We start from the raw sequence: 22,449 nt of genomic DNA on the forward strand, positions 1-22,449 counted from the left end.
CTCGTGCTACTTTATCTTTTTCTGAATAACCTCTAACCACGTTTTTCTATCATTGACCACAAACACACACCGGTCTGTAGCCGTCTGTACCTCTATTCCATTGTTAAGCAACCACATCACTCTACAGGGTTTAATAGATTTAATATCTTCAAAAGGAATGCGGACAGTACTCTTCTGTATATTAAACTTATGAGAATGGAATACTAAAGTATCTTCAGTCATACCTAATTTACCCCCTAAGGCTTCTTTCCCTAAGAACATATTAGCTACTCCATATACTTCTAGCTCTTCTCCTTCTGCTAATGGTATTTGCAGCTTTAGTTCCACTCTTTTGGTCAAGGTCTTAATCGCGTAATACATCAATACAGAAAGTACAATACTATATACCAACCCTTTTAAAAGATAGTTTTCCCAACTTTTAATAGCTCCATCGAATAACCAATCGAAAAGAAGCATAATCAACACATATACTGTAAAGAAAAAAACTAGTATTGTTATCTTATCACTATTACTTATACCTATTGTATCATTTCCTATTTTCATAACATTTATTTCTATATTATTTAAACCATCTAATATCTATAGTAAATATACAATATAAACAAGATTTGTATCCCTACTAAGGCATAAAACATCCATAGTCCAGGAAGTAACGCTAAAGGATTAAAACGAAGTGTTGTCAATTGTTGTAACAAGGTAGAAGGCCCATTACCTAATTTAGCATTTGAAAGGACGTAGTTTGTCGTTTTTCGTTGTACCATACCCGCTACATGATTATCTTCATTAAGTGCTATTAACTCTCTCTGTATCGCTTCTTTATCAGGTTGGCTTCCAAACAGTGTAGGCTTTTTCTGATGTAGATACTCCATCAACTGAGCCACGTAATTGGTAATAAATACACTTCCTTGCTTCTCCCATAATAAAGAGATTGCCTTCTGAATAGCATATTTATTAGCTACATAGAAATAAGCAATAATCATCACAACTTGTAGAAGAAAAATGATAATCACAGAATAGTTTATATCGCTAAAAAAGGCTGTAAGGTTATCCCAAAAGCCTCGTGCCTCACTTCCTTTTCTCAACTGATAAATCTTACTCATCGAATAGAAAAAAATCCAAAGAGACAAAAATACACCTACCGCCATCATGCCTAGCCATCGAATCAAACATATAAACACGATTCTAAATGACTTAAGGCCTTGTTTTCCTACTGCTACTCCTTTATCTAATACCTTCTTCATTTTTTTATTTAAAAGTACTGAGTATTCCCTAAAAGACAAAAAATAATTCGTCTTGAAACTAAAAAGGCTACCTGATTACACAGATAGCCTTTATGTATTGTTTATATTACTTAAATGTCTTTATACTAAAAGAAGCTTGTGGCGAATCTATTGATGACATATTCTGTACGTTATTACGTCGTACATAGTTATTCACTTCACTAGCATTGACTACTTTATCTTGATTAATAGAGACCTTGTCATCCTTACTGTTTAGCTTAATCCATGCATAGTTATTCACTAAATAATACCCTCCATCTAACTCAAAAAACACCTGGTTGTTATTGGCTCTTAACTTTGCGATCTTATTATTTAAGATACTTCCAGCCTTTACTTTATCATTAAAATAATTCTCTACAACAGCAGTAGTCACCTCACCTTTATGAAGGTATAATTCAGAAAAACTCCCTCCTTTAGATGATTTTCTTTTTTGTAAAGCAAAGTACATAACAGGGCTTTTCTCATTGTCCTCTCCCCAATTATCATTTTGCCTAAAAGTAGAATACTCTTCTTTCTTTAAATTCAACGAAAACTTAAATCCTTCTTTACTAGTAGAATGGACAGTGACTTCATAATACCCCTTGTCATTTGTAGTTGCTAATGTTTTTTTATTCTCATTTGTAATCTTGACATTAGCCAGAGGTAATAAAGTCTCACTATCGACTACTAATCCGACAATTTTTCTAGTTTTAGGCTCTGTATTATTAGCCATACTTAGACTACAGTTGGTCAAAATAAGTAGAGTAAGTAGAATGTTCTTGAATACTTTCATATCATTTTATTTAGTTGGTTGTTACGTTACAAGTATTAGAATGTTGCTGCACCCTTTGTATAGTTTTGTATACTTCAATCTACCTTAGCCTGCTATGCATTTATATAAAATATCTTGTAGTTTAGCCTAATTCATATAGATCAGATTATATCTAAACACAATAACACCAATTACATACCAAATAACCTATTATCCATAAACACCAATACAACAACCATTTACAAAAAAAGTTATCTTACCTATGTTCATTATCGGACAGTTATTTTATGAAAACGAACAGTCACTCTCCCTTTATGCAGTCATATAAATACTTAGCGTATAATTTATTTGGTATAATAAATAAGTAATTGAGACGTCAATCCGTATTCAGTCCGTTATTTTATACCATTTAACGGACTCACTACGGACTCACATCGGACTCAAAACGGACACATTCAAAAGCAATCCCCTAAAACACTACTATAAAACTCTTCACAAACTAAAAAAGGCTACCTGATTACTCAGATAGCCTTTATATATGGTTATGTGTTTACTCTTAAGTAAGCATTCCACCATCTACATTAATCACTTGACCAGTGATATAAGCAGACATATCAGAACCTAAGAATACACAAGTATTTGCGATATCTTCTGGAGTACCACCACGTTTTAATGGAATAGCATCTCTCCATCCTTTTACTACATCTTCAGGAAGTTTACCAGTCATCTCTGTTTCAATAAATCCAGGAGCAACAACGTTACAACGGATATTACGAGAACCTAACTCTAATGCGATAGATTTAGAGAATCCGATAACTCCAGCTTTAGAAGCAGCATAGTTCGCTTGTCCAGCGTTTCCTTTTACTCCTACTACAGAACTCATATTGATAATAGACCCTTTTCTGTTTTTAAGCATTGTGCGTTGAACAGCTTTCGTCATATTAAATACAGACTTCAAGTTCACTTCAATTACAGCATCAAAATCTGCTTCAGACATTCTCATTAATAAGTTATCTTTAGTAATACCAGCATTATTAACTAAAATATCAATGTTTCCGAATTCTTTTAAAATCTCTTCTATCAATTGTTCTGCTGCTGTATATTCAGCTGCATTTGATTGATATCCTTTTGCTTTAACACCTAAAGCTGTTAATTCTTGCTCTAATTCTACAGCTGCCTGAGCAGAAGAACTATATGTGAATGCAACACTTGCTCCTTGTTGAGCATATGCTAAAGCTACTCCTCTACCGATTCCTCTTGTAGCACCAGTGATAATAGCGATTTTACCTTCTAATAATTTCATGTGTAAATCCAATTTTTGTATTTGAACCGAGGACAAATATAAACAATTTGTATTTTCTCACGCCCCTTTTATGCTGTTTGTGTACTTTTTCTCAAAAAAATCATATAAGTTAGCGTGATAATCAACAGAGCAACAAAGTAATACGAATATTTCATCAAATCTAGATAATCTATCTGTCCATTAGTAAAACTTAATAAGATCAGTATCTGTGCTCCATAAGGTAAGATGCCTTGAATAATACAAGCGAAAATATCTAATATAGAAGCAACGCGTGGTCTTTCTAATTCATACTCTGTAGCAATATCCCTAGCTAGATTACCTGCTACCAAGATAGAAACTGTATTATTAGCTAAACACACTCCTATCGATGACACTAATCCTGCAATACCGAACTCAGCCCCTTTAGGAGATTTCATCAGCTTCTTCATTTGTTTTAACAGCCATTGAATCCCCCCCTGATCTTCTACCATCTTCGCCAATCCTCCTGTCAACATAGACAATAAGAATATCTCATTCATAGAAACAAAGCCTTCATACGTCAAATTAGCAAAACCTAATACATCAAAATCCGCTTGAACAAGCCCAATAATTCCCGCTACCAAAATACTGATAAATAAAGCTACGAATACTTGTACCCCTAATAAGGCTAGTACGATAATTAATATATAAGGGATAATTACCCAGAAATTACTTGTATCACCTAGTTCTAAGGCTACATCTGTATCCCCTCCACTCATAAACAATAAACCTACTATCGTAATTAAAGCGGCTGGTAATGCTAATTTAAAATTAGCTCTAAACTTATCTTTCATCTCACATCCCACCGTTTGTGTAGCTGTAATCGTTGTATCTGATATAATAGAAAGGTTATCCCCAAACATCGCCCCTCCTAATAGCGTTCCACATAATAGCCCCATAGACGAACCTGACTTCTCAGCCAGCCCCACTACAATAGGTCCTAAGGCTACAATAGTTCCAACTGAGGTACCAATCGCTAAAGATAAAAAACAAGCAATTACAAAGATTCCAATAGCTAGATATTCTATTGGCACTACACTAAGTCCAATATTTACCATCGTATCTACTCCTCCTATAGCTTTAGTCACTGCCGCAAAAGCACCAGCCAATAAATAGATAATACACATCGTGATAATCTTACTATCTCCACATCCATGGATAAGAGAGATAACCTTCTCTTGCATCGGTGTTTTATAAAATAGTAAAAATGCAGATATCACTCCAACAGATATTGCTATAGGAGATGGTATTTTATAAAAATCACCTAATAGTATACCTGAGCCTAAAAAGATGGCAATAAAAATAAAAAAAGGAATAAAAGTGTAAAACTTGTTATCTGACATAGCTTTCATTTAATAATAATGTTATTACAAATAATTTGCCAGATTGGTAGAAATAAAACTTACTAAGGAAGTAAACAACATTTTTTCCATTTCTGGCTTATCGATTGCAGCACCTTGCTTGTTGTTGCAGGTTGCTATTCTACTTATTAAGTAGAATTCTTGATAATTAAAAGACAAAGATAATCGTTTTTTGAAGAATTGCAAATTAGATAAGTATACTCGACTCTAAAAGCAGCTATTACAGACTCAATCATCTTATCAATTATAATAATATTCATTTAAAATTACAGCCTTTAAAAATTAAATATTTGATTCATATAAACTGAGTCTATTAAATATTTTGCACTACAAATGGATAAAAAAAATACATCCATAAAAAAACAAAAAGATTATTCGCAAATATCACACATATAACCTCTTAGCTATTCAATATTTTACAAAAAACTATTTAGATTAATTCTAAACAATACTATATATATACCTTTACATTCTAATTAATACATAAAAAAATGAATGTAAAAAAAACTACACTACTCACTCTACTTCTAACCAGTTCTACAATACTAGCGCAAGAACAAGAAACAAAAAAAAGCGATGAGCAGCTAGAAGAAATTATCGTATCTACTACAAGATTACCAGAGATAAAACGCAATAGCTCAAGTTCTGTTATTGTCATTACTCAAAAAGAAATAGAAAGTTATGCTCAATTAAATCCTGATATGTCAGTTATACTAGGTCTTGCCGTGCCTTCTATAGGGTTGAGCTCTAATACTACTAGTAATAGAAGTCAAACTATCCGTGGTAGACAGATACTAGTCTTAATAGATGGTGTACCACAGAGTACTCCACTGCGCAACACAGACAGAGATCTTCGTACTATAAGCCCTTATGCAATCGAACGCATTGAGGTAATCGAAGGAGCCACTTCTCTTTACGGCAATGGAGGTGCTGGAGGTATTGTGAACTTTATCACGAAAAAAGCGAATCAAAACAAAAATTTTAGTGGAAGCACTTCTATAGCCTTATCTGATGCTACTTCTACTAAAAACAACAATACACATGGGTATGAATTAAACCAACAGTTCTCTGGTAGACTAAAACAAATCGATTACTTAATCAATGGCAACATCATTAAATCTGGACGAGCGATAGATGGTGAAGGAGATTATATCTCTCCTCGCTATGGATTAGGAGAAGTAACAACACAAAATCTATTAGCTAAGATAGGTTATGACTTTAATGATAACAATCGATTAGAAGCAATGTATAACTACTACAGTGCATTACAAGACACAGATCTAATCGCAAAGGGAGGAAAATATCTCGTATCTCCACAACAAGGGGTTATCGGTACTAAAAACCCATTAGCAGAAAATGAAGGTACTAAGTACAATCACAATGGATATCTAAAGTTCTCAAGCAAAAATATCTTGGAGAATGTTGATTTAGAGGCTTCGGTATTTGGGCAAAAACTATATACTTTATTTGACTACAGAGAACACAATCCTAAATCTCCACGATGGGAAGAAACAGGTGGTCAAGCAACTATTAAAGCAGAGAAAATTGGTGCTAGATTAAGTATTGTCTCTAAACTAAACTTCACTGATAATATCAGAACAAACTATATTATAGGAGGTGATTTCTTAATTGACAAAACTAGCCAGCCCCTTGTTGATGGGCGATTATGGGTTCCTGAATTAAAAGCATACAACAGTGCTGGATATTTACAAACTCGTACTGTATTTTATGAAAACCTAACTCTTAAAGCTGGGGTGAGATATGATAATATTCACGTAAAAGTACCTGACTATAAAACAATTCCTTTAAGAAAAGGGCAACAGTGGTTAGCGATAAAGGGAGGAAACTTAGATTATGATAAAGCACTATTTAATGCTGCATTACAATACAAAGTAATAGAAGAATTCACTCCTTATGTTTCATTTTCTCAAGGATTATCAATTTATGATTTAGGTCGTATACTTAGAGATGCTAAAAGTGATGTTGTCTCTAAAATAGAAACAGATCCTGTAGTAACGAATAACTATGAAGTAGGATTCACTTCACAGATAGCAAATAATTGGAACTTTAGAATAGCTTATTTCTGGTCTATCGCTAAACTAGGTAGTGATCTTCAGGCAGGTGAAGGAGGTTTCTGGGAAGTAGTAAGAAGTCCACAAAGAATCAATGGTATTGAGATCGCCCTAGATGGTAAACCTATCAGCTGGGCAACTATAGGAGGAAGTTTTTCGAGTTATGAAGGAAAAATGAAATCTAACAACAGTAGTAGTTATGATACTTATATGAGTGGTTTAAATATTGCTGCGCCTAAACTGAGCTTATTTACAACAGTCACTCCTATTGATCATTTATGGTTAAACTTATACTATACACATACCTCTAAACGAGATAGATTCGAACCTCAACCTAATAAGTTAGGAGTATTAGTTTATAATGAAGGAGAAGGTAAAGTATCTCCTATTGACCTTTTTAACTTCAATGCTACCTATCAATACAACAAATCTATACAGTTAACATTAGGAGTAGAAAACCTATTTGACAAATCGTATTATACATCCTCTTCTATGATAGTAGCTAGAGATGCAGAATATGCAAGAGGGAATGGTAGATACTACACACTAGGATTATCATTTAGATACTAAATTCTAAAAAGGCCATACAACTATATACTTAGTACAATAAGAACAGCTCCTAAAAGGAGCTGTTCTTATTGTATATTCATCAAATGATATGGTCTTAAAACTTAATATTCTTCTGAATATCAGCATTCTTATTCAGTGCATTTTTATATTCTGCTTTTAACTGACTAACAAGGTCTTTAACGCTGAGTACTCTATCAATACCCGCTGTACCATGCCCAGCAGACCAAATATCTTTCCATGCCTTCGCGTGCTCTCCTGTTAATTTAGAAAAATCCTCTTCTTTCTTCTCAGATAGATCTATTCCAGCCTTTTCTATACTAGGTTTTAAAAAGTTAGCATTCACACCAGATACTCCATCTGTATACATAATATCATCTATCCCTGAATCAACGATCATCTGTTTATATTCGTCTACTGCTAAACATTCATTAGTTGCTATAAAACGAGTTCCCATATAGGCCATATCAGCTCCCATAGTCTGCGCTGCTAATACATCACTTCCTGTGTCTATACTTCCTGCTAATAATACAACTCCTTTAAAGAAGCTCTTTACCTCAGCTAATAAGGCAAAAGGGCTCGCAGTACCCGCATGACCTCCAGCTCCAGCGGCAACACATATTAATCCATCTACACCCGCTTCTGCTGCTTTCTCAGCATGTCTTTTCTTCACAATATCATGGAATACTAATCCCCCATAACTATGTACTGCATCTACAAGATCCTTCACTGCTCCCAGTGATGTAATCACTAAAGGCACTTTATACTTAACACACAATTGTAAATCAGGCATCACTCTTGGGTTGGTCTTATTCACGATTAAGTTCACCCCAAATGGAGCAGGTTTAATACCTGTTTCTTTCTCAAAGGCTGCTAATTCTGTTGTTACCTCAACTAACATCTTTTCAAAATCCTCTGAACTCCTTCCATTCAAAGCAGGGAATGTACCTACAATACCATTTTTACAACATTCAATTACTAGTTTCGTTCCAGAAACGATAAACATAGGAGATACTACAATCGGTAATGTTAGGCTATTTTTAAATTCTTGTATAGTCATATAATAATATATTTAGTTAGATAATAGACATTATAAAGTACTAACGTAAGATAAGTCAAATAATTGATTGTAGAAAAGTAATTTTGCTCTCTCTCCGTAGAATAATATCAATTGTAAGACTTATCACATTTTTTTTAATATTTTACAAATTAGGGCTTAATCCTCTCATAATTCTACTACAATCTGTTAAGTCTACATTTTTTTATTTCTTTTTTAAAAACAACTAACTTATTCTTATTAAACATTTAAGCCTTCTGAGTAGCCGTATTTAATGCCATAACAAGGCACTCCTGCTTATTTAGTTTGAATTCACACACATTTTGTACTACTTTTGAAATGCAAAAAAACAAAACATTACAATGAAAAAATTATTGCTTTCAGCTGCTCTTGTTGTAGCGGTAGCTTTTACTGCTCAAGCACAAAAAGGACCAAAAAACGCATTAGGTTTGCGTTTTGGAGGAAACCACGGTTTAGGTACAGAAATCTCTTACCAAAGAGACTTATCTAAAAACAACCGTTTAGAATTAGATCTTGGTTGGAGAAACAACAACGACTTTGATGCTGTAAAACTTACAGGTATTTACCAATGGGGTTGGAATATTGAAGGAAACTTTGATTGGTATGCTGGTGTAGGTGCTGCAGTAGGTACATGGAACTCTAGCTACTACGAAGGAAAAAGAAAACACTCTGACAGTGGAGCATTCGGACTAATCACAGGTACTGTAGGGGTAGAATACACTTTCCCTGAATTTCCAATACAAGTAGCTTTAGACTTACGCCCAGAAATCTACTTAAATGACAGTTACCGCGATGGTATCTATGCAGACTTCGGTATTGCAGTACGTTACAAATTCTAATTACTTTTTTTGCACCTGAAAACGATTTAAAATACAAAGCCACCCATGAGGTGGCTTTACTTTTCTTATTGAATAGCTTGGAGAGCTTTAATCATTTGCTCTAACTTCACTATCTTTTTTGAATTTATCTTTTTATTCCAATACATATTCACTCCAGCCCAAATCCCTAATACAGCATAATATCCTGCTAATACAATATAATATCCTGTCGATATTGCAGTATCTACCATGTCTATAAATGGATAAGAATATATAGCTATCCCAACTATAAAAAGTAAAATATATACATTCATCCATACTTTAGACAATTGTAATTGTTGTTTCTTTTCTTTTGCCAACAACACAATATAATCACTTGTTGTCTGTGTCAATATAGAGCTTGGTATTAAACCATTTAAGCGATAATAACTCGTCATAAACATTGTGATTGCTATAACACAAATTACACTTCCTAATACCACCCAAATAGATCCATAGAACACTGTTCCTTTTAATAGTACATTAATCCCGATAATCCATCCTATAGTAAACACACCTATTATAGCTAGAGCCCAATTCATCTTTACTTTCTTTAAACGATAGGTATCTATAGACTGATAAACTTCCCTAATATCGCTGTGTTCTACTCTCGGAATAGCCCAAAGCTGTTCTAAATTTACTTGATTACTTTCCATAGTTATTGAGTTTTTGATATAATTCTTCTTTAATACGATGTACTCTAGTACGCACATTAGCATGTGTAAGTCCTGTCACATCAGCAATCTGTTTTTGATCCACCCCCTCTAGAGTCAGCGAAATAATAATCCTGTTAATCTCTGTGAGTTCACTAATGGCTTGATAGAGTTTTTGAGTATTGGTTTCTTTATACTCCTCCTCTACACTTTTGCTCTGCCTTATCTTGCTTTCATCAGGCATGACTTTTTTACTCCGTTCTATTTGCCTTAAACAGATATTTACAGCGATCCGGTATATCCACGTACCATAGCCTGAATCAGCTCTAAACTTGGGCAACTGATTCCACACATTAACGAAAGTCTCTTGTGCTATATCTTTAGCCCAATCCGTATCGTTAACATACCCTAGAGCCAATCGATAAATTCGTTGCCAATATTGTTCATAGAGCGACTCAAATGTTTCTTTATACTTACTCATGTGTTTTGATTGGTTTTATAGTTTAGATACGTTACATGGGAATATGTTACAAGAGGATTAAGTATTAATCATTTTATAATTGGTTCTTAACAAAGAAATCTTCTATTGTATAAATTTAATTCAGATATACAACGGTAACAAAAAAAGTGTAAATTTGAAGTACCACACTAATTAACAACAAGTTAACCAAATACAAACTGACAAAATGGGCAATAATAACAAATCAGAAAGGCTAAAGAGAGTTAACTATAAACTTGAGAATTTACCTGAGAACTTACTTAGAGAAGTTGACTTGTTTATTGATTATCTAACAGAAGAAGAATCATCTAACATCCCTCAATGGCAACAAAGCATTGTACTTGATCGCATAGAGAATTCAACAGAATTCGTAGATGCCTTCGAAATGTTAGCTCAGTTAAACCCAGATTCCGCATTCGCCCAATACTACGAATAAATTCTACTTTACATCTCTTTCATTTCTTCTAAAACCATACTATAGTATGCTTTTTTCATAAATTCAGAGCTGTTTTGTATAATTTACTCTCGTTAATAGGTCTATCGCGTATTCTGGGTTAAAGAATGAATAAAAAAGCATAGATTACTTACAACCTATGCTTAAAATATTTTAAATCTGATTTCTTCACTTCTAATGAATATACTTTATCTCTAAGTATATTTAATTGTCTCAAATATTCTGATTCGCTAGTTTGTTCTATATATCGAATCAAGTGATCAATTAGGGTTAACGCTTTGCCTCTGTACTTTACCACTTCTCCTACAGGATGATATACCTGGCTCTTTAAATAAAGCTCTAGATTAAACTTGACCATTTCCTCCTTGGTAATATTAGGAAAGTCTTCTTCTGCTCTTACTAGTGTACTTAATATATCCTCTACTCTAAAGCGAATACCACGTTCACATAATACCTTAAGCGCTAAAAGTTCTTCTTGCTGTACAAAGTATAATGCTAGAGGTTCATTAAACTCCTCATAACTATACCACCCTCCATGAGCACAAGAGATAAGCTCCTTATATCGTTTAGCCTCTTTCCACTGCGCGATTATAGTATCACGCACCTCATTATACCTCGTTAATCTTTTATGCTCTTCTTCTAGCGTAATCTCTAAAGCATTATAATGATATTGGAGACCAAGTTGTTTATAATGCTTCTCTATCTCTTTAGTTAATTTTGTGTAACTCATTATTAATAAAAGACTTTAAACCCCTAAGACAATAGCTGGGTCAATATCTAATTTTCTACTGATTTCTCTAGCGACTTTTAAAGGAGGTTCTCCCTTCCCTGTAAGGTATTCGCTAACTCTAGAAGTACTAACACCTAATAATTCTGACAGAGACTTTTGATTTAAATCTCTTTCATACATTCTTAACTTCATACTCTCAATTAAAGTAGGAGGTAAAACTGGTTCATTTAATTCCTCGTAATTAGCAACTAAGTCAGAAATAAAATCCAACTCTATAAAGTCTTTACTATCTGTAGGGGTATCATTACCTACTACTTTAAGTAATTCCTCTATTCGCTCACACAGTGCGTTATACTCAAGTTTATTCTGAATTGTTCTCATAATTAATTATATATTTTTACAATCAATCTTATCATACTCAGCATGCGTACCAATAAATCTAATGTACACTTTCTTAGATGCAAAAATAATTATTGCTACAAGTCTATAATGGTTCCCTTTTATATTAAATACATAACGATTATTTCCAACATAATCAACAGTGCTAAAAGTCCGTTTAAGATCTCCTAAACTCTCCCAATCACATTGACTAACCCTGTAATACCAATCTCTAAGTGCAATATCAGACATAGGATGGTTCTCTATAAAAGACTTAATTGCCGAAAAGGTTACTATTCTCATTTAGCTTATAATTACAACAAATATATAACAAAAAACAAAATATAATTACAGAATACAAAACAATCATTACTCCTCTCTCCTCAGCTCTCCTATTTCTTTCACTAATGCAGGGTAGTGTACTTGTAACGCTGTACCTGTATAAGGTGGTCGAGTCCATTGTGTATCTATAACATCATAATGTTCTATATCCTGATACAATTCATTTACAGCATCTGTCACAAAACTAGAATCCTCTGTCCCATACTTAGCATCATAGGCTAAATCACTCACATACAATAAGCCTTCGCCCCATGTATCTCCTATATCAAAAGAATACTTGCCGCTAATAAAAGCATTAATATCCTTTATGATATCGTAGAAAAACTCTTTTCCTCGTAAAATAAGCCAACACCTAAAGTAGATAAATCCGTCTGTAGAGATATAATCATCAAAGTTATAAATCCCATCTTCTTCTTGAAAACTGTTTTCTAAAATAATGCCTAACTCTCCTATCTCTACCTTATCTAATTCATTAATTTTTTTTCTCAATGTCATTTCAAAAAGAATCATCTCATCTGAAGACAACTCTGTTAAGAGAGCAGTTAGTTCATCTATATGTTCATCTATATCATAAGTCTGCCAACTATCACTAGTATTAGACTGTTCTATTAATTCCCAAAAGAACTGTTCGTTTAAATCTATATTCATTGTTTTATATGCTTATGTCAGTCTTACTAAGATAAAGCTTATTCATCTTATATTGCTTAAATCAATGAAATAAAAAACCCTCTCAACAGCACACACTGTCAAGAGGGTTAAAGCCAAAATATTCGTTAGCCACATACCACAAAGTAATTCTACTTTATATCTCTTTCATTAGCTCTAAAACCACACTACAGTATACTTGTATCGCTAATTCAGACCTATTTTGTATAATTACTTTTTGTTTATATGTCTATCACCTATTTTGGGTTAAAATAAATAATCCGACTTATTTAGATTTTATTCTACTCAGCGTTTCCTGAGATATATTTAAGTAAGAAGCAACTATCTTATTGGGTAGTCGCTGTACGATAAGGGGATTTAATTTGAGTAGCTCATTATATCGCTCTGCCGCATCCATGGTGACCATAGCGTGTAATCTATTGGTATTATTAATATAAGCGAATTCTAAATACTGTCTGTAGAACTTCTCCCACTTCGGGACTAACTCTAATAAATTGTAAAAATCAGCGTGCGTAATAGAATATACTTCGCTTATCTCTAGTGCTTGTAAATATTCGGATGATGTAGAACTATTGATAAAACTCACTAAGGCTGTAGCAAACTGATTTTCAAAAGCAAAGAATCTCGTAGCATCTTGCCCTGCCTCATTGATATAAAATATACGCAAACACCCTTTACACACAAAATAAAGCTTCTGTGCACTCGCCCCTGCTGATGTAAGCTGTTCTCCCTTTTTTAGTTTCTCATAGTGAAAAAAAGAAAGTATTACATCTAGCTCCTGATCATTTAATTCAACTCTATCTTGTATATAATCTATTAGTTGCTTCATTACTTATTATTTTTCTGTGACAAAAGTACGGTAATATACTAAGTCTGCTATACTTAACACCATCATTTTGTGCTCTTTTGCAAACTCCACTACCTCTGGTAATCTTGCCATTGTACCATCGTCATTCATTAATTCACATAATACTGCTTGAGGAGGTAGACCAGCTAACTTCATTAAGTCAATCGCTCCTTCAGTATGTCCATTACGCTCTAATACTCCTCCATTTTTTGCTCTTAATGGAAATATATGTCCTGGACGTGCTAGATCAGCTGGTTTAGCATTCTTATCACTTGCTGCTCTTACGGTAGTTAATCGGTCTGCAGCAGATAATCCTGTAGTTACCCCTTCTGCAGCTTCTATAGTTACCGTGAAAGGTGTTTGAAATCTAGAACTATTCTCTGTCACCATATAAGGCAGCTCTAGTTCGTCTGCTTTATCATTTGTTAGACATAAACACACCACCCCACTACAGTAACGAATCATCATCGCCATATCCTGTTCTGACATTAAATGTGCTGAGAAGATGATATCTCCTTCATTCTCTCTATCTTGATCGTCTAATAAAAGAACACCTTTACCGCTCTTTAAAAAACTCAACGCTTGATTAACTCTTTCTTGACTATCCCAACCAAATTGGTTAAGGGCATTTTCTAATGTATTCATATTTTACTCTTTTATTAGTCTCTCTGCATATTTGCGCGCTCGAGGAATAATTAGAAAGGCTGAGGCATAAGCCACTGGCGACATTACACTCCATGCTTTTAAAAACATAAAGAACCACCCATCTCCAAAACCATAATTTCTAATCAACCCTACAAAGGCCATAATAAGGGTCATCGGAATAACCACAAATAGCGTATTTACATACTTATAATACTTCGTTTTCATTCTTTTATTTTTTATTTATTGACAAGACAAAGTTCTTCTTCCTCACCTCGAAAAACATTGACGTAAGTCAAAAAATAAACACACTCAAAAAACCTTAGTACACACTCAAAAAAATAAAGCCACCGCCTAAGCAGTGGCTTTATTACACAACCTATACTTGTGAGAGTCTAAATCACATAATATGTATAATCTTATATCAGGTTGGCGGTATCTTTTTTGAACTATAATTATTAGCCTTTCCGACTTTATCTCTTGAGAGACACTAATAATTTTTGATCTTTTGGTTCAGCAAATATCAACTGTCTACAACCCTAAAACATTGACATAAGTCAATAAAAACCATTAAAAATAAAGCCACCGCAGATGCAGTGGCTCTATTACACAACCTAATTTATAAATGTTTATTTTTAATCTTGATGTAACGTTTGTGATATTTTCTCTAGGTTCAGGCTATTTGCCATAGCAGAGAAGATCTCATAATAAGTATTCTTATTTTCATACAGCTCCTCATGCTTACCATTCTCCACTACCCTTCCTTTTTCCATCACTACGATATCATGAGCATCTATAATCTGAGAGATACTATGCGAAACAATAATAACTGTTCTATTCTCCTTAATCGCATCAAGACTCTTCTTGATCTGCTCCGTAGCGATAGCATCTAAGCTAGCTGTAGGCTCATCTAAGAAAATAATAGCAGGATCTTTTAAGAACAACCTCGCTATAGCAATACGCTGTTGTTGTCCCCCTGATAGCAGGCGAGCATCAGACTCATACCCTTGAGGAAGATCTATGATCTGCTCGTGAATATACGCCTTCTGCGCTGCGAGTTCTACCTCTTCCATAGTAGCATGAGGATTTCCATAACGTATATTCTCCGCTATACTACCTTGGAATATGTGATTCTTCTGAAGTACAAGGCCTATGTGCTTACGAAGTTCTTTAGTATCGTATTCTCTTAGATCTACACCATCTAATAGTATTTGTCCAGAAGTAGGTGCATAGAACTTATCTAATAAATTAATCACTGTACTCTTACCTGCTCCACTCAGCCCTACAAGAGCAGTAGTTTGATTAGGTTCTATCGTCATAGACACTTCTTTTAAAGCGCTTGTCCCATTAGGATAATCAAAAGAAACATCCTTAATCTCTATTTTTCCTTTAATTTCGGTAGGAACATAAGTACCTGTTGTTTCTACTTCGTGATCAGCATTAATGATCTCAAAGAAAGTCTCTGAGTATATCATCGCATCATTTACATCATCATAGATACGGTGAAGCTGTCTAATAGGAGCCGTAACATTATTAAATAATAAGACGTGAAACATAATAGCTCCTACCGTCATCTCTCCTTTGAGAACAAAGTAAGCTGTCATCAGAATAATCACTACAAGCCCAAACTGCTCAATAAATCCTTTTACAGCATCAAAGACAAAACTCATACGTCTAGTTTGCAACTGATTCTCTGTCATATCGTATTGAATCTCTTCATGCTTCTCAGCTTCTAAAGGTTCTCTCACAAAAGACTTAATCACAGTAATAGAATTAATCAGAGAGATAATACCATTATTTTTATTCTCTCTATAACTACGCATTTTTCTTCTAAAACCTTTTAATTTGCTAGCCTGAAGCTGACTCACATAGAAGTATAAAGGAATCATCGCTGTACTAACTATACCTACATACACATTAGCTGTATAAATAAACACTAAAGCTACTATAGCATTAGCAAACAAAGGCAAGATATCGATAAAAAAGTTCTGAATCAATCTAGTAATACTCCCTACTCCCTGATCTATACGAGTCTGTAGCTTACCACTATCATTCTCATCAGAGGTATAGAAAGCCATACGATAGGTTAATATCTTCGTAACCACTAACTGTGAAATATCTCTAGAAACATAAATACGCAGTTTCTCCCCAAAAAACTTCTGACCAAACTGTATAAAGGCATTTAAAATCTCTTTTACAATAAGAACTACTGTACTAAAAACAAGCATCTTATACCCCCAAGCCAAATCCTTCACTCCACTTACCACATCATTTAGCGTATCTACCATAGAGCGAATAATAAGTGCATTTACCTGCACTGCGAAGGACCCAACGGCTGTCAATATCAATGTCCCTATGATTAACCTCTTATAAGGCATTACAAAAGGCTTTATCTGTTTAAGTATTTTTATCAAATTCATACTGCAAAGATAGAATTGTTCTAAATAAAAAGCTTTGATTTATGTCAATAAATTCACTCGTTTTCAATCTATTACACAATCACCTATTCTCATTTTGTCATATAACCACTTCACAACCCTTGTTTTTATGAAAAATTCGCACTAGTTTTACGTTAAATTTAACAATACATTAAAAATATGAGAAAAATTACTTTATCATTAATTGCAGCCCTAGCAATAGGTTTTTCTGCAAATGCACAGACTCCAGATGTCAAAATCGGAGCAAAAGGAGGTTTGAGTATTTCTAACATTAGTAATCTCGACGAATCTTCATCACGCCCAGCTTTTCACATTGGAGCCGTTGCAGAAATTTTTATCAATGAAAAGTTCTCTATTCAACCAGAATTACTATATTCAGCACAAGGAGCTAGATATGATTATACTGAAACTATAGAAGGTTATAACTTTTACTCTTCTAAAACTAAAACAGAAACATTAAAACTAGATTATATTACAATACCAGTAATTGCCAAATACTATATCGTAAAAGGGCTTAATGTACAGGCAGGTCCTCAATTTGCATTCAATGTAACTGCAAAAAACCATATGGAAGATATTAAAGAGAATGTTAAGTCTTTTGAGTTTGGATTAGGGCTTGGAGCTGGATACGAATTATCTAACGGAATATTCTTTGATACTAGATATAATATAGGTCTTAGTAAAGTTAACAAAGAGGGAGATGCTTCAAGAAATGGGGTACTTCAATTATCTGTAGGATATAAATTCTAATACAGATACCTAATATAACTATGGAGGCTCTTATCTTCCAATAAGAACCTCTTATTTTTATAGATAATAAAAAAAAAGACCTAAACAATATTTAGGTCTTAGTTATCTTATGATAGGATATTGAACACCATTAGTACCCCTGGCACCTGTACTTCTTCTTTCTTATATTCTTCTAAGCTGAAGTACTTCACAGCTCCTATTTCATTAGTAGCTTCTATAGTTTCTCCATTTAGGCTATAACTATAACAGTCTTGTTGCATCATGATATTAAGCTTCTCCCCATAGGCAGGAGCAGTGATATGATGTAAGAAAGCCAACCTATCTACATCTAACACTAGGTTTAACTCCTCTTTTATCTCTCGAATCAGAGCTGTTCTACTCCCCTCTCCTTCGTCTATCTTTCCTCCAGGTAGGTACCAAGCCTTCTTATTATTGCTATACGCTAGTAGTAGTTTACCTTCTTCTACTACCACAAGCCCAGCTGTCTCTAGATCTATCCAATTTTCTTCTACGACAGGCAGGTGATAAATCTTCATCATACGACCAGGTACACTAGTCAAAACCTGACGCACACATACCCCTCCCATTTTCTCATAAAAGATATTTGCATTAGGTTCTGCATACACCTCTATATACTTATATCCTCTAGACTTCGCTATCGCTTTGATATGAGACATGATCACTCGTCCATATCCCTTATTAATATACTTAGGCAATAACCAGAAATGGTCTATACATAAGTAAGGTCCTTTATTTTCTAATTCAAAAAAGCCAATATATTCACCTGCACAAAAACATTTAATAAGCTCTCCTTTTCTAAAATTAATATCTGTGATTGTAAGATCGTCTGTCCACATCGACATATATTCCTCTCTGTATCCCCAATATCTCTTAGAAGCTAATGCCGTCTGTGTTAGTAATTCACAATCTGCTACTGTAGCATTTTGGTATGAAATAGTCATTTTTATAGTAATTGTTACAATATAGCCAAATGTAACATTAATGGTTCTAAAAACTAGTTTATTCTAGCTTATTTACTCTTAAATCCTGTATTAGTCGAATACTACCCCTTAGTAACCAATCTTTTATTACCATACAAAAAGCACTATTCTAATTTAAAAAACAGCTACAAAACTAATTTTGTTTCTTTGGTCTATTATTCAAGGTATTCTATAACAGGAGGTTCATAAAAAACAGTAAATCAGTAGGTCTATGAAAAATCGTATCTAATACAATCTCATAATATTAGTTATAAACTGAAAATTTGATTTCTATAGAAAAACAACACAACCGTTTATCATAAAAATACAGCCCTTTGTGTATATATTATGTAAATCCGTCAATATCTACAAAGAAAACATTTTAAATAATTAACTTTTTATTTAATTTTGTCTTTCAATATAAAAAAAATGACAATGAAAAAAATCATGCAATCACTTACTTGTGCTCTTATGTTAGTTGGAGCAACTGCATTTGCACAAACACCTTCTCCAATTCACTTTGGTATTAAAGCTGGTGCTAACTTCACAAATATTTCTACTGACTTAAAAGATTACAGTAGTAAAGCATCTACAGGTTTTGGTATTGGAGCAATGACTAGAATTGATATCAAAAAAACATATATCCAAGCTGAGTTATTATATGCTGAGAAAAAGTCTAAGTTCGAAAACAACTTAGGAGAAAGTACTACTAGTACTTCTAAACAACTTGAAATACCAGTAGTTATCGGTCACAAATTCTTAAAACTTCCAATGGTAAGCCTTAGAGGATTTGCTGGAGGAGTATACACGAATACTATTGATGACAAATTATCTGGAAGTAAAATCAACGATGCAGTACAATTCAAAAACTTTGACAAAAACAATATCGGATACCGCTTAGGTGTTGGTGTTGATGTATTGACATTCACTCTTGACGTTTCTTATGACGGAAGCTTCAGCAAAACAAACAAAGAAATCGGAGCAAGACCTAATACTTGGATGGTATCATTAGGATACTTCTTCCTATAGTAGGTCTATAAAACATACTATTTAAGAGCTATCTCTAGAGGTAGCTCTTTTTTTATATCATAAAAGTAGAAACACTTTAAAAATTTGTTATTTTTGTCCCATGCAAAAGACAATAAACATTTTAAACAAAAGGGCTAAGTTCGAATACGAAATACTAGATAAGTATACTGCTGGTATCGTATTAACTGGAACTGAAATTAAGTCTATACGTTTAGGTAAAGCAAATATCGCTGAAAGCTTTTGTGAGTTTCAAGGACACGAATTATTCGTTATCAATAGTCAGATAGAAGAATACGCATATAGTAAGCACTTTAATCACAAAGCAAAAACAGAGAGAAAACTTCTTTTAAACAAAAAAGAATTAAAATCTCTACTAAAAGATGTTCAGAATAAAGGTCTGACTATCATTCCGCTTAGACTATTCTTAAACGATAAAGGTAGAGCCAAACTTGATATCGCTCTAGCTCGTGGTAAAAAGAACTATGACAAGAGAGAAACAATTAAAGATCGCGATAATAAGCGCGACCTAGATAGACTTAAAAAATCGTATTAAGACATACATTTATAGAAGCATCCTTTATCGGATGCTTTTTTTGTTTACACATGCTACGCAAAGTCTCCCGACTTTGAGCTACATAAACACTGCGTAAAATCTTCTGACTTTTGATTACTTGATAAGGTTTGGGTGACATGCAAAATATTGCATCTCTACTTTAGTAGATTGTGTATATGCGTTGCGAGAATATATCCTGACAAAACATCTCCACTAGCAAAGTCTCCTGACTTTTGATTACTTGATATGGTTTGGGTGACATGCAAAATATTGCATCTCTACCTTAGTAGATTGCGTATATCCGTTGCGAGAATATGTCCTGACAAAACATCTCCTCTGGCAAAATCTTCTGACTTTTGATTACTTGATAAGGTTTGGGTGACATGCAAAATATTGCATCTCTACTTTAGTAGATTGTGTATATGCGTTACGAAAAATATATCCTGACAAAACATCTCCACAATACCACGTCATTAATAAAGTCTCTACAATGATTTATATAAAAACAAATTAAAGGTTTTTTTCTGTATATTTACATATATCAAACATATAGGTTCTAGGTGTTACTTCTTAAAACACACAAATTGAACCAATATATAATGTTATTTTCTTCAACATTGTTACAGTAAAAAAGTCAATCTGTAAAATCTTTACTCCAAATTTTAACACTCTTTTTAACGCATTATTTTTCATCTAAACCCACTATTCATACGGTCTTAGACTAGTTTTGTTCGGAGCTTCTTCGGAAAAAGCGCCATTTTTCCGAAGAAGCTCCGAGCAATCCCCGAACAAGGCTAACAAAAAACGTTGTAAACACTTGAAAACATTGGGGTTGGATATTATTTAGCACTGTAAAAAACGCTGTAAATGTTAAAAATTTAACTATAAGTAAATAATCCTAATTAACATTGTTTTACAATTAAAACTCGTGTGAAACAATCTCTAATTGAGACTATTAAAAAGAAAGTATTTTTTGTCTTGGTTATATACAAACGATATTTACCAGAATTAATTTCTATTAAAAAAAGCTGTTATCTAAAGACAGCAGCTTTTATCTAATTTTAATTATAATTCCTCTGGTCCTGTAAGACACATCATTGCTTGATGCCCCTTCATATATTTTCCTCCTACAATTGTGCCACCACGTTGTTGAGCAAATTCTACGGCACATTCATAACCTTGTACATATACTTCCCAACCATCAGCAAGTCTAACTAAATAAGCATAAACAAGTCCTGCATTAGGGTCTTGATCTAACGATAAATGAGTACTAGACTTTATCGTAAACAAAGCATTAACATCTGAGGCTAATGCACTTCCTGAAAATGTAGCAAAGGCAATTGCTACGAAAAATAATTTCTTCATAATTTATTATGTTTTAATTGGTTATATAAACATAATAAAAAAAATATGACAATTAAACTACCATAATAAAAGATATAGTTAGTATCCTAAAATCAATCTAAATTCCTAATTCTTATTCTCCAACATGGGTACGAACTTAAAGTCTCCATGTTCGTATTTTTCAAACTGTTTTTCGTTGATACGGATCAACTCTGTCATGATTTGTTTCTCCTCACCAATAGGAATGATCAGCCTACCTCCTACTTTTATTTGTCCTAATAAAGCTTGTGGAATAAAAGGAGCACCTGCTGTCACAATAATAGAATCAAAAGGAGCATAATTAGGTAATCCCTTATACCCATCACCAAAAGTAGTAAGCTTAGGTCTGATTCCTAACTTTGGCAATAAAGCTGAAGTCTTTTTATACAATTCGTTTTGTCTCTCGATACTGTACACTCTAGCTCCCATAGCTACTAGTACAGCAGTCTGATATCCACTACCCGTACCGATTTCTAAGATTTTATCTTCTTTTTTGACTTGAAGTAGCTGAGATTGAAAAGCTACAGTATAAGGTTGCGAAATAGTCTGGCCAGCTCCGATAGGAAAAGCCTTATCTTGGTATGCAAAATCCTCGAAACTTGAATCTAAGAATAAATGACGTGGTACCCTCTTGATAGCATCTAAAACATTGGTATCAACAATCCCTTTTTGCTTAAGCACTTCAACTAACTGGTTTCTAAGACCTTGATGTTTTGCAGAATCTTTCACTATTAAATTATTATTTCCCACAAAATAACTAATATTTTCTAACAAAAGCAATCCGTATAAGCCCTGAGAATATAATTGAACAAAACTTT

25 protein-coding genes and 1 riboswitch are annotated in these 22,449 nt (G+C 33.6%); of the genes, 6 read left to right on the forward strand and 19 right to left on the reverse strand.

Annotated elements, in window-relative coordinates; translation table 11 throughout:
* Positions 1 to 6 precede the first annotated feature (6 nt).
* The 5 genes from BK054_RS15170 to BK054_RS15190 all read right to left on the reverse strand — a co-directional run bounded on the left by BK054_RS15170 (position 7) and on the right by BK054_RS15190 (position 4,704).
* A complete protein-coding gene (locus BK054_RS15170) occupies positions 7 to 543 on the reverse strand; it encodes a GRAM domain-containing protein (RefSeq protein ID WP_006261376.1) in 537 nt (178 codons plus the stop codon).
* A 29-nt stretch (positions 544 to 572) separates the two neighbouring features.
* Complete coding sequence (locus BK054_RS15175) at positions 573 to 1,241, reverse strand: hypothetical protein (protein ID WP_006261377.1); 669 nt, start codon at positions 1,239 to 1,241, stop codon at positions 573 to 575.
* A 106-nt stretch (positions 1,242 to 1,347) separates the two neighbouring features.
* The gene (locus BK054_RS15180; RefSeq protein ID WP_006265477.1) at positions 1,348 to 2,052 is read right to left on the reverse strand and encodes a hypothetical protein; all 705 of its coding nucleotides are present in this window, start codon (positions 2,050 to 2,052) and stop codon (positions 1,348 to 1,350) included.
* A 535-nt stretch (positions 2,053 to 2,587) separates the two neighbouring features.
* Positions 2,588 to 3,334 carry a 3-oxoacyl-[acyl-carrier-protein] reductase gene (gene fabG, locus BK054_RS15185; protein WP_071307436.1) on the reverse strand — a complete coding sequence of 249 codons (747 nt, stop codon included), beginning with the start codon at positions 3,332 to 3,334 and terminating at the stop codon, positions 2,588 to 2,590.
* A gap of 68 nt (positions 3,335 to 3,402) precedes the next feature.
* Positions 3,403 to 4,704, reverse strand: a complete 1,302-nt coding sequence (locus BK054_RS15190) for a Na+/H+ antiporter NhaC family protein (protein ID WP_006265478.1) — start codon at positions 4,702 to 4,704, stop codon at positions 3,403 to 3,405.
* A gap of 61 nt (positions 4,705 to 4,765) precedes the next feature.
* A riboswitch (SAM-I-IV-variant riboswitch) is annotated at positions 4,766 to 4,866 on the reverse strand.
* Positions 4,867 to 5,204: 338 nt separating this feature from the next.
* Between BK054_RS15190 and BK054_RS15195 the strand changes: the two genes are divergently transcribed.
* Positions 5,205 to 7,355 carry a TonB-dependent receptor gene (locus tag BK054_RS15195; protein WP_071307437.1) on the forward strand — a complete coding sequence of 717 codons (2,151 nt, stop codon included), beginning with the start codon at positions 5,205 to 5,207 and terminating at the stop codon, positions 7,353 to 7,355.
* A gap of 94 nt (positions 7,356 to 7,449) precedes the next feature.
* On the opposite strand, the gene BK054_RS15200 is transcribed toward BK054_RS15195, so the two are convergent.
* Positions 7,450 to 8,412, reverse strand: a complete 963-nt coding sequence (locus BK054_RS15200) for an NAD(P)H-dependent flavin oxidoreductase (RefSeq protein ID WP_059050850.1) — start codon at positions 8,410 to 8,412, stop codon at positions 7,450 to 7,452.
* Positions 8,413 to 8,771: 359 nt separating this feature from the next.
* On the opposite strand from BK054_RS15200, the gene BK054_RS15205 reads away from it, so the two are divergent.
* The gene (locus BK054_RS15205) at positions 8,772 to 9,269 is read left to right on the forward strand and encodes a hypothetical protein (protein WP_006259998.1); all 498 of its coding nucleotides are present in this window, start codon (positions 8,772 to 8,774) and stop codon (positions 9,267 to 9,269) included.
* Positions 9,270 to 9,334: 65 nt separating this feature from the next.
* Here BK054_RS15205 and BK054_RS15210 read toward each other — a convergent pair whose 3' ends face one another.
* Complete coding sequence (locus BK054_RS15210; protein WP_006259997.1) at positions 9,335 to 9,943, reverse strand: hypothetical protein; 609 nt, start codon at positions 9,941 to 9,943, stop codon at positions 9,335 to 9,337.
* Positions 9,933 to 10,421, reverse strand: coding sequence for an RNA polymerase sigma factor (locus tag BK054_RS15215; RefSeq protein WP_071307438.1), 489 nt, complete (start codon positions 10,419 to 10,421; stop codon positions 9,933 to 9,935). Before BK054_RS15215 ends, BK054_RS15210 begins: the two co-directional genes overlap by 11 nt.
* Before the next feature lie 205 nt (positions 10,422 to 10,626).
* Here BK054_RS15215 and BK054_RS15220 point away from each other — a divergent pair, with 205 nt between their 5' ends.
* Positions 10,627 to 10,875 carry a hypothetical protein gene (locus tag BK054_RS15220; RefSeq protein ID WP_006259995.1) on the forward strand — a complete coding sequence of 83 codons (249 nt, stop codon included), beginning with the start codon at positions 10,627 to 10,629 and terminating at the stop codon, positions 10,873 to 10,875.
* Positions 10,876 to 11,023: 148 nt separating this feature from the next.
* On the opposite strand, the gene BK054_RS15225 is transcribed toward BK054_RS15220, so the two are convergent.
* The 8 genes from BK054_RS15225 to BK054_RS15260 form a co-directional block, all read right to left on the reverse strand.
* Positions 11,024 to 11,623: a hypothetical protein gene (locus BK054_RS15225; RefSeq protein WP_006265482.1), complete on the reverse strand. Its 600-nt coding sequence runs from the start codon at positions 11,621 to 11,623 to the stop codon at positions 11,024 to 11,026.
* A gap of 15 nt (positions 11,624 to 11,638) precedes the next feature.
* Complete coding sequence (locus tag BK054_RS15230) at positions 11,639 to 12,004, reverse strand: type II toxin-antitoxin system HigA family antitoxin (protein WP_041892147.1); 366 nt, start codon at positions 12,002 to 12,004, stop codon at positions 11,639 to 11,641.
* Positions 12,005 to 12,010: 6 nt separating this feature from the next.
* Entirely contained in the window at positions 12,011 to 12,304 is a 294-nt protein-coding gene (locus BK054_RS15235; RefSeq protein ID WP_071307439.1) for a type II toxin-antitoxin system HigB family toxin, read from the reverse strand.
* Positions 12,305 to 12,370: 66 nt separating this feature from the next.
* Positions 12,371 to 12,991: a DUF4240 domain-containing protein gene (locus BK054_RS15240; protein WP_071307440.1), complete on the reverse strand. Its 621-nt coding sequence runs from the start codon at positions 12,989 to 12,991 to the stop codon at positions 12,371 to 12,373.
* A gap of 283 nt (positions 12,992 to 13,274) precedes the next feature.
* A complete protein-coding gene (locus BK054_RS15245) occupies positions 13,275 to 13,838 on the reverse strand; it encodes a Crp/Fnr family transcriptional regulator (protein WP_025126173.1) in 564 nt (187 codons plus the stop codon).
* 6 nt (positions 13,839 to 13,844) lie between these two features.
* Positions 13,845 to 14,501: a 3,4-dihydroxy-2-butanone-4-phosphate synthase gene (gene ribB / locus BK054_RS15250; protein WP_006263747.1), complete on the reverse strand. Its 657-nt coding sequence runs from the start codon at positions 14,499 to 14,501 to the stop codon at positions 13,845 to 13,847.
* A gap of 3 nt (positions 14,502 to 14,504) precedes the next feature.
* Complete coding sequence (locus BK054_RS15255) at positions 14,505 to 14,726, reverse strand: DUF2798 domain-containing protein (RefSeq protein ID WP_071307441.1); 222 nt, start codon at positions 14,724 to 14,726, stop codon at positions 14,505 to 14,507.
* Positions 14,727 to 15,133: 407 nt separating this feature from the next.
* Complete coding sequence (locus tag BK054_RS15260; protein ID WP_071307442.1) at positions 15,134 to 16,918, reverse strand: ABC transporter ATP-binding protein; 1,785 nt, start codon at positions 16,916 to 16,918, stop codon at positions 15,134 to 15,136.
* Positions 16,919 to 17,095: 177 nt separating this feature from the next.
* On the opposite strand from BK054_RS15260, the gene BK054_RS15265 reads away from it, so the two are divergent.
* Positions 17,096 to 17,686 carry a porin family protein gene (locus BK054_RS15265; RefSeq protein ID WP_006263749.1) on the forward strand — a complete coding sequence of 197 codons (591 nt, stop codon included), beginning with the start codon at positions 17,096 to 17,098 and terminating at the stop codon, positions 17,684 to 17,686.
* A gap of 107 nt (positions 17,687 to 17,793) precedes the next feature.
* Here BK054_RS15265 and BK054_RS15270 read toward each other — a convergent pair whose 3' ends face one another.
* Positions 17,794 to 18,648: a GNAT family N-acetyltransferase gene (locus BK054_RS15270; protein ID WP_006265487.1), complete on the reverse strand. Its 855-nt coding sequence runs from the start codon at positions 18,646 to 18,648 to the stop codon at positions 17,794 to 17,796.
* Positions 18,649 to 19,101: 453 nt separating this feature from the next.
* Between BK054_RS15270 and BK054_RS15275 the strand changes: the two genes are divergently transcribed.
* Positions 19,102 to 19,695, forward strand: a complete 594-nt coding sequence (locus tag BK054_RS15275) for a porin family protein (RefSeq protein WP_006265488.1) — start codon at positions 19,102 to 19,104, stop codon at positions 19,693 to 19,695.
* A 100-nt stretch (positions 19,696 to 19,795) separates the two neighbouring features.
* Positions 19,796 to 20,248, forward strand: coding sequence for an SsrA-binding protein SmpB (gene smpB, locus BK054_RS15280; RefSeq protein WP_006259985.1), 453 nt, complete (start codon positions 19,796 to 19,798; stop codon positions 20,246 to 20,248).
* Positions 20,249 to 21,313: 1,065 nt separating this feature from the next.
* Here smpB and BK054_RS15285 read toward each other — a convergent pair.
* Positions 21,314 to 21,613 (reverse strand): hypothetical protein, encoded by a 300-nt coding sequence (locus BK054_RS15285; protein ID WP_006263753.1) that lies wholly within the window; start codon positions 21,611 to 21,613, stop codon positions 21,314 to 21,316.
* A gap of 105 nt (positions 21,614 to 21,718) precedes the next feature.
* Positions 21,719 to 22,360: a protein-L-isoaspartate(D-aspartate) O-methyltransferase gene (locus BK054_RS15290; RefSeq protein ID WP_025124812.1), complete on the reverse strand. Its 642-nt coding sequence runs from the start codon at positions 22,358 to 22,360 to the stop codon at positions 21,719 to 21,721.
* Positions 22,361 to 22,449 lie beyond the last annotated feature (89 nt).

It is taken from the genome of Myroides sp. ZB35 (assembly GCF_001865835.1).
GTDB classification, from domain to species: Bacteria; Bacteroidota; Bacteroidia; order Flavobacteriales; family Flavobacteriaceae; genus Flavobacterium; species Flavobacterium odoratimimum.

What these genes read in the sequence shown, in the direction of transcription:
- BK054_RS15245 (WP_025126173.1), bottom strand. Translation starts at nt 13,838, where the DNA reads ATGAAGCAACTAATAGATTATATACAAGATAGAGTTGAATTAAATGAT.
- BK054_RS15180 (WP_006265477.1), bottom strand. Translation starts at nt 2,052, where the DNA reads ATGAAAGTATTCAAGAACATTCTACTTACTCTACTTATTTTGACCAAC.
- BK054_RS15240 (WP_071307440.1), bottom strand. Translation starts at nt 12,991, where the DNA reads ATGAATATAGATTTAAACGAACAGTTCTTTTGGGAATTAATAGAACAG.
- BK054_RS15225 (WP_006265482.1), bottom strand. Translation starts at nt 11,623, where the DNA reads ATGAGTTACACAAAATTAACTAAAGAGATAGAGAAGCATTATAAACAA.
- BK054_RS15260 (WP_071307442.1), bottom strand. Translation starts at nt 16,918, where the DNA reads ATGAATTTGATAAAAATACTTAAACAGATAAAGCCTTTTGTAATGCCT.
- BK054_RS15175 (WP_006261377.1), bottom strand. Translation starts at nt 1,241, where the DNA reads ATGAAGAAGGTATTAGATAAAGGAGTAGCAGTAGGAAAACAAGGCCTT.
- BK054_RS15190 (WP_006265478.1), bottom strand. Translation starts at nt 4,704, where the DNA reads ATGAAAGCTATGTCAGATAACAAGTTTTACACTTTTATTCCTTTTTTT.
- BK054_RS15255 (WP_071307441.1), bottom strand. Translation starts at nt 14,726, where the DNA reads ATGAAAACGAAGTATTATAAGTATGTAAATACGCTATTTGTGGTTATT.
- fabG (WP_071307436.1), bottom strand. Translation starts at nt 3,334, where the DNA reads ATGAAATTATTAGAAGGTAAAATCGCTATTATCACTGGTGCTACAAGA.
- BK054_RS15220 (WP_006259995.1), top strand. Translation starts at nt 10,627, where the DNA reads ATGGGCAATAATAACAAATCAGAAAGGCTAAAGAGAGTTAACTATAAA.
- BK054_RS15210 (WP_006259997.1), bottom strand. Translation starts at nt 9,943, where the DNA reads ATGGAAAGTAATCAAGTAAATTTAGAACAGCTTTGGGCTATTCCGAGA.
- BK054_RS15235 (WP_071307439.1), bottom strand. Translation starts at nt 12,304, where the DNA reads ATGAGAATAGTAACCTTTTCGGCAATTAAGTCTTTTATAGAGAACCAT.
- ribB (WP_006263747.1), bottom strand. Translation starts at nt 14,501, where the DNA reads ATGAATACATTAGAAAATGCCCTTAACCAATTTGGTTGGGATAGTCAA.
- BK054_RS15285 (WP_006263753.1), bottom strand. Translation starts at nt 21,613, where the DNA reads ATGAAGAAATTATTTTTCGTAGCAATTGCCTTTGCTACATTTTCAGGA.
- BK054_RS15200 (WP_059050850.1), bottom strand. Translation starts at nt 8,412, where the DNA reads ATGACTATACAAGAATTTAAAAATAGCCTAACATTACCGATTGTAGTA.
- BK054_RS15270 (WP_006265487.1), bottom strand. Translation starts at nt 18,648, where the DNA reads ATGACTATTTCATACCAAAATGCTACAGTAGCAGATTGTGAATTACTA.
- BK054_RS15205 (WP_006259998.1), top strand. Translation starts at nt 8,772, where the DNA reads ATGAAAAAATTATTGCTTTCAGCTGCTCTTGTTGTAGCGGTAGCTTTT.
- smpB (WP_006259985.1), top strand. Translation starts at nt 19,796, where the DNA reads ATGCAAAAGACAATAAACATTTTAAACAAAAGGGCTAAGTTCGAATAC.
- BK054_RS15170 (WP_006261376.1), bottom strand. Translation starts at nt 543, where the DNA reads ATGAAAATAGGAAATGATACAATAGGTATAAGTAATAGTGATAAGATA.
- BK054_RS15215 (WP_071307438.1), bottom strand. Translation starts at nt 10,421, where the DNA reads ATGAGTAAGTATAAAGAAACATTTGAGTCGCTCTATGAACAATATTGG.
- BK054_RS15195 (WP_071307437.1), top strand. Translation starts at nt 5,205, where the DNA reads ATGAATGTAAAAAAAACTACACTACTCACTCTACTTCTAACCAGTTCT.
- BK054_RS15230 (WP_041892147.1), bottom strand. Translation starts at nt 12,004, where the DNA reads ATGAGAACAATTCAGAATAAACTTGAGTATAACGCACTGTGTGAGCGA.
- BK054_RS15275 (WP_006265488.1), top strand. Translation starts at nt 19,102, where the DNA reads ATGAAAAAAATCATGCAATCACTTACTTGTGCTCTTATGTTAGTTGGA.
- BK054_RS15265 (WP_006263749.1), top strand. Translation starts at nt 17,096, where the DNA reads ATGAGAAAAATTACTTTATCATTAATTGCAGCCCTAGCAATAGGTTTT.